This is a genomic window from Streptomyces durocortorensis, from assembly GCF_016901035.1.
In the GTDB taxonomy this organism is placed as follows: domain Bacteria; phylum Actinomycetota; class Actinomycetes; order Streptomycetales; family Streptomycetaceae; genus Streptomyces; species Streptomyces durocortorensis.
Genome location: NZ_JAFEUF010000420.1, coordinates 1 through 3,189 on the forward strand (window position 1 = coordinate 1; position 3,189 = coordinate 3,189).

At 71.7% G+C, this 3,189-nt stretch carries 4 protein-coding genes and 1 pseudogene; all 5 read left to right on the top strand.

Annotation, left to right across the window (positions count from 1 at the left end; translation table 11 throughout):
* Positions 1-226, top strand: a pseudogene (locus JS521_RS34830) (ATP-binding protein); the annotation flags it as partial.
* The gene (locus JS521_RS34835; protein ID WP_006128841.1) at positions 223-630 is read left to right on the top strand and encodes a roadblock/LC7 domain-containing protein; all 408 of its coding nucleotides are present in this window, start codon (positions 223-225) and stop codon (positions 628-630) included. The pseudogene JS521_RS34830 and the gene JS521_RS34835, both read left to right, overlap by 4 nt.
* On the top strand, positions 627-998 hold the full coding sequence (locus tag JS521_RS34840) for a DUF742 domain-containing protein (RefSeq protein ID WP_030076210.1): 372 nt from the start codon (positions 627-629) through the stop codon (positions 996-998). Before JS521_RS34835 ends, JS521_RS34840 begins: the two co-directional genes overlap by 4 nt.
* Positions 979-1,593: a GTP-binding protein gene (locus tag JS521_RS34845; protein ID WP_205086868.1), complete on the top strand. Its 615-nt coding sequence runs from the start codon at positions 979-981 to the stop codon at positions 1,591-1,593. The genes JS521_RS34840 and JS521_RS34845 overlap by 20 nt, the downstream gene beginning before the upstream one ends.
* A 183-nt stretch (positions 1,594-1,776) precedes the next feature.
* Positions 1,777-3,189: cytochrome P450 (locus tag JS521_RS34850; protein ID WP_307848006.1), on the top strand; the 1,413-nt coding region annotated here is incomplete at its 3' end.

Consider the following 3,189-nt stretch of genomic DNA (forward strand, 5'->3'; position numbering starts at 1 on the left):
CGCCCCGCTCGGCTCGCACAACCTCCCCCCGCAGCCCCCCCCCCCCCCCCCCCCCGCCCCCGGCCCCCCGCCCGGCCCGGGCGACGCCACGGACGGCGGACACGGCGAGGAGAAGCCCCCCGGCCTCTGGCTGGAGGCCTTCACCAAGGCCGTCAACGGCGTACCGCAGGAACGAAAGCACGGCGAAGACTCCGATGACGCGTGGGACAAGGGAGACCTGAAGTGATCCAGCAGCGGGGAAACATGGACTGGATGCTCAAGGAACTGGCCGACGACGTTCCCAGCATCCACCAGATCGTGGTGCTCTCGTCGGACGGCCTGCGCATCGCGATGCACGGCGGCGACCCCGACGTCGCCGACCGGCTCGCGGCGGCCTGCGCCGGGCTCCAGAGCCTGGCGGCCGCGGTGGCCACCGAGATCCCGTACAGCGACGGCCTGATGAAGCTCGTCGTCATCGAAGTCACCGGCGGGTTCTTCTACTTGATGGCGGCCGGCACCGGCGCGTATCTCGCGGTCCTGGCCGGCGAGACCGTCGACGCCGGACTCGTCGGGGCCCGGATGCGGGACATGGTCGTGCGGATCGGAGCCCACCTGACCAGCCCGCCCCGCCACGGCGGGCAGTCCGGATGAGTGGACCTCGACGAGAACGCCGCAAGGCCGACCCGGAATTTCTCGATCCGGAACGGCTGTACGTGATCACCGGCGATCTCGACGACAGCGAACGGGCCGCGCTCGACCTGGTCACGATGGTCGTCGCGCAGGCGGAGCCCTCGCCGACCTTCCAGCCCGAGCAGGCGGCCATCCTGCGGCTCTGCCAGGCCCCGTTGTCCGTCGCCGAGATCTCGGCCTATCTCAGCCTGCCGTTCAGCGTGGTCACCTCGCTCCTGAGCGATCTCCTCGCGACCGAACTGATCGAGTCGCGCGCGCCGATCGTCCGCGCCACCCTCCCCGACAGGTCCCTTCTCGAAGCGGTGATGCATGGACTTCAGAAGCTCTGACACGATCACCGGACCACGCACCGAGGACGTCCTTCCCACCACGGCCACCGCCGCGGTGAAGGTCGTGATCGTCGGCGGGTTCGGCGTCGGCAAGACGACCATGGTCGGCTCGGTCAGCGAGATCCGGCCCCTGACGACCGAAGAGACCATGACCCAGGCCGGCGTCGGCGTGGACGACAACGCCGGGGTGGAGACGAAGACCGCCACCACCGTCGCCATGGACTTCGGCCGGATCAGCCTCAGCGAGGAACTGATCCTCTATCTGTTCGGCACTCCCGGCCAGGAGCGCTTCTGGTTCCTGTGGAACGGCCTCTTCGAGGGCGCACTCGGCGCGGTCGTCCTCATCGACACGAGACGGCTCGAAGTCAGCTTCGACGTCATCGGCCGGCTGGAGGAGCGCGGAGTGCCGTTCGTGGTGGCCGTGAACACCTTCCCCGACGCGCCGCACCACCCGGTCGAGGCCCTGCGCAGAGCCCTCGACCTGCCGGACGAGGTCCCGATGATCGACTGCGACGCCCGGATGCGGGCCTCCAGCCGCGATGTGCTGATGACCCTGATGCGCTACCTGCACAGCCTGGCCGTCCCCCTCGCCTGACGCCGTACGTCCCCGGGGCCCGGCGACCGGACATCCGCCGGGGGCGTGCGCAGTCCACCGGCGTACGCCCCCCGGCCCGGGCCGCGCCCGGACGCCCCGCCCGCTCGTCCACCAGCCCCGGAACATGTGCACCAGCCCCGGCAGCCGTGCACCAGCCTTGGAATCCTGATCCCTGGAGCCCCTGTGACAAGCCCCTTCCACCACGAACCCGGCGCCGTGCCCCCGCCCCAGTGCCCGGCCCACAACCTCGACATCGGCCCCGGCGGACTGCGCCGGCTCTACGGCCCCGAGGCGGAGAACAACCCGGCCGGCCTCTACGACAAGCTCCGCGCCGAACACGGCACGGTCGCCCCGGTCCTGCTCCACGGCGACGTACCCGCCTGGCTCGTCCTCGGCCACAGCGAGAACCTCCACCTCACCCGTACACCGTCCCAGTTCTCCCGGGACTCGCGGCGCTGGAGGGCCCTCCAGGACGGCAGCGTCGCCCCCGACCACCCGCTCGCCCCGATCTTCACCTGGCAGCCCGTCTGCGTGTTCGCCGACGGCGCCAAGCACGAGCGCCAGCGCGGCGCGGTCACCGACAGCATGGAGCGCATCGACACCCGCGGCGTGCGCCGCCACATCAACCGCTTCAGTAACCGTCTGGTCAACGACTTCTGCGAGAAGGGCACCGCCGACCTGGTCAGCCAGTTCGCGGAGCACCTGCCGATGATGGTGATGTGCGCGATCTTCGGCATGCCGGAGGAGTACGACGAGCGCCTCGTCCAGGCCGCCCGCGACATGACCCGCGGCACCGAGACCGCCGTCGCCAGCAACGCCCACATCGTGGCCGTGCTGACGCGCCTGGTGGAACGCCGCCGCGCCGACCCCGCGCCGGACTTCGCCAGCTGGCTCGTCGAGCACCCCGCGACGATGACGGACATCGAGGTCGTCGAACACCTGCGCCTCATCCTGATCGCCGCGTACGAGTCCACCGCCAACCTCATCGCCAACGTGCTGCGCATGGTCCTCATCGACCCGCGCTTCCGCGCCCGGCTCAGCGGCGGGCACATGACCGTTCCCGAGGCGGTCGAGCAGACCCTCTGGGACGAGCCGCCGTTCACCGCCGTCTTCGGACGCTGGGCGGTCGGCGACACCGAGCTGGGCGGCCAGCAGATCAAGGCCGGCGACGCCCTGCTCGTCGGGATCGCCCCGGCCAACACCGACCCGACCGTCCGCCCCGACCTGAACGCCGACATGGGCGGCAACCGCGCCCACCTCGCCTTCAGCGGCGGCCCCCACGAGTGCCCGGGACAGGACATCGGCCGGGCGATCGCCGACGTCGGCGTCGACGCGCTCCTGATGCGCCTGCCGGACCTGGAGCTGGGCGTCGGCGAGAGCGAGCTGCGCTGGGTCGGCAACATCATGTCCCGCCACCTGGTCGAGCTGCCGGTGAAGTTCGCCCCCAGCCCCCAGCAGAAGCTGGACGCCGACCCGGTCTCGGTGATGGCCCCCCCCCCCCGCCCCGCCCCCCCCCGGGCGCCCCCCCCCCGGGCCCCGCCGCCCCCCCCCCCCCCCGCCTCCTGGGACGAAAAAGGACCCAAGGGCGTGCATAGC